Below are 997 nucleotides of genomic sequence, written 5' to 3'. Positions count from 1 at the left end.
AACCTGATGCTGCAAAAAATTCTGGCAGAGCAGGGCGCTGCTGACCTTGATGATAATAAAATTCACACCCGAACTGCGGAGTTGAAAACCCACGATGAACGCATGGCATTTCAAAAGCTGGTCGGCTTGCCACCCTACAGCGATCTGACCAATGCTGTTGGCATTATGATCGGTTGCCTGGAGAGAGCAGGGCGCTTGATTAATGTGAAAACTACGTCTGCAACTCCGTTACCCAACGGGGAAACCATTATCTCAACCCGTGATGCGCAGCGTCGTTTGTTCTTCATGAACCAGCACGGCATTTGCTTCACAGTAGATAACCAGTTGCTGATCTCTGTCGATAAACTGGAGGGCGCAAAATTCTTCGCTACTGAAGAAGAGCTGGATGCAGCCGGAGTGGCGCGTTGGGGTGAGAATGGTACCGGTCGATGGCGCGTGCTGGTGGCGCAGATCGGAGAAGAGATTTGCGGACTCTTTGAGTTCGGTGAAATGACAACCCTGGGTAAGAGGCCTGAGGGACGGATTAACGAACTGTCGATGTGAGGCAAATCCCATCATGTTTAAAAAGCACCTTTCCGGGTGCTTTTTTTTGTTTGTACTCTTCGTCAGCGGTGCGAGTGGGGTGATACTGATTGCAGGTAAACAAAACAAACAACACAAAGGAATCATCATGAACACTCTTATTTCTGCTCTGCGTTCTACTGCTCAGGTTCAGCCGGATATCGCTATCCCGACTTCAGGTAAAACCACCGGCTTTACTTACGACGCGTCGAAAATCGGGTCGTTCAAAGGTGAAACCATCGCAATTTATCCTGCGTGGTCGAAACCAAAGTCTCACGGTGCAGCTGGTAACCCGACCGAGTTCTACGGTGGCTTACCTCTGTATTCAACCAAACTGCTTGCCTATCAAGCTCTGCGTAACGAAATCGAAAAGCGTTTCGCTGTACAACTTCAGGCAATCGACAACCAAATCCAGGCGTTGGAAGACCGCCCATAA

At 49.5% G+C, this 997-nt stretch carries 2 protein-coding genes; both read left to right on the top strand.

Annotation, left to right across the window (positions count from 1 at the left end; translation table 11 throughout):
- The coding region (locus tag ACVRRC_RS21910) for a hypothetical protein (protein ID WP_472997562.1) at positions 1–543 on the top strand (543 nt) is incomplete at its 5' end.
- 13 nt (positions 544–556) lie between these two features.
- Entirely contained in the window at positions 557–997 is a 441-nt protein-coding gene (locus tag ACVRRC_RS21905; RefSeq protein ID WP_131680399.1) for a hypothetical protein, read from the top strand.

This window comes from Stutzerimonas sp. LR2, from assembly GCF_055755175.1.
Note: the sequence above shows the minus strand (reverse complement) of the source record. Positions and strands in the feature narration are given on the sequence as shown.